The 1,188-nt window shown below is 59.8% G+C and carries 1 protein-coding gene; it reads right to left on the reverse strand.

What is annotated here, in order from left to right; genetic code table 11:
- Positions 1 to 332: 332 nt before the first annotated feature.
- On the reverse strand, positions 333 to 1,188 hold an 856-nt coding region (locus tag A6A05_RS03870), incomplete at its 5' end, for a recombinase zinc ribbon domain-containing protein (RefSeq protein WP_172822179.1).

Raw genomic sequence — 1,188 nt, forward strand, 5'->3', positions numbered from 1 at the left:
TCGCCGACAGCGACAGGGTCAAAAGCCTCTGCTATCAGCCCTGGGTCCAGCAGGTCATTTCGTAGGTTCGCCGGTATGACACAGACTTTCACATATGTAATACGCAGTCGTGACGCAGGCAAGAGCTCGTATGGAAAGCACCTTGTGGTCCGATGCTCCTGCGCTCATTGCCATCGATCCATGGACTCCTCATGGACTCAATGAGGCACAAAATGTAGCGGGGTGGTGCGAAAGCGAGAGTGGGTTTGATATGGGCTACAACTTTGATATGTCGGTGAAATGCGAAAGCATTAGAGGTGCTTAGAAATTCAGAGAAACACAAAATATGGGTCTCATAACCTGAGGGTCGCAGGTTCAAATCCTGCCCCCGCAACCAATTTCAACGAACACGCCGTCTCCCCCAAGGAGACGGCGTTTTTGTTTGTCCCCAACGCCAGCAAAGCCGCCAGTTCGCCCTCGATCTCGACCGCATGGGATTTCGCCTCCGCATCCCAATGCACCACGATCCTGTCCAGCAAGGCGCGGACGGCGTCCTTCGCCTCCAGGGCCGTTTCAGGGGCGTTAAGCGAGGCGACCAGTGCTTCGACCTTGCTGCGGTAAATGTCGGCCAAATCGGGCGGCAAGGCCGCCGGCTCGGCATTCGCGGCTTCAACCTCGACGGACTGCATCTTCTTCCGCGCTTCCAGGCCTTCCAATTCCGCCTTGGTGCTCTCGGTGAAGATGCCGGCCTTGATCGCCGTCAGGATGTTGGCGATCTCCTTCTCGGTCTTGCGCAAGGCCGCTTCCGCCTGTTTGCGTCGTGCCGTCCGGTCGTCGGTCAACTGGGCGAATTGCCGGCGGTACTCCTCCATGAACTCGGCGATGGCCTCGGGCTGCATCAATTGGGTGCGGATGCCGTCCAGGACCGTGCGTTCCAGCTTGTCCTTGGCGATGCCGGGAATGCCGGCGCAAACCGCTTTGCCCTTTTCCCGGGCCGAGGCGCAGTAATAACGCTTGGGATTGGAGCCGCCGACGTTCATCGGGCCGCCGCAGCAACCGCAACGGATCAAGCCGGACAGCAGGTAAGCAGGTCGCCGGGCGGCCTGCGACCCGGACAGGGGCGCCTTGCCAACGACCTGGTTGTCGAGCCGGATTTCATCCAATGCGGCTTGGCGGGCCTTGGCGCGAGACCAGACCTCTTCATCGACG

This window comes from Magnetospirillum moscoviense, assembly GCF_001650635.1.
GTDB classification, from domain to species: domain Bacteria; phylum Pseudomonadota; class Alphaproteobacteria; order Rhodospirillales; family Magnetospirillaceae; genus Magnetospirillum; species Magnetospirillum moscoviense.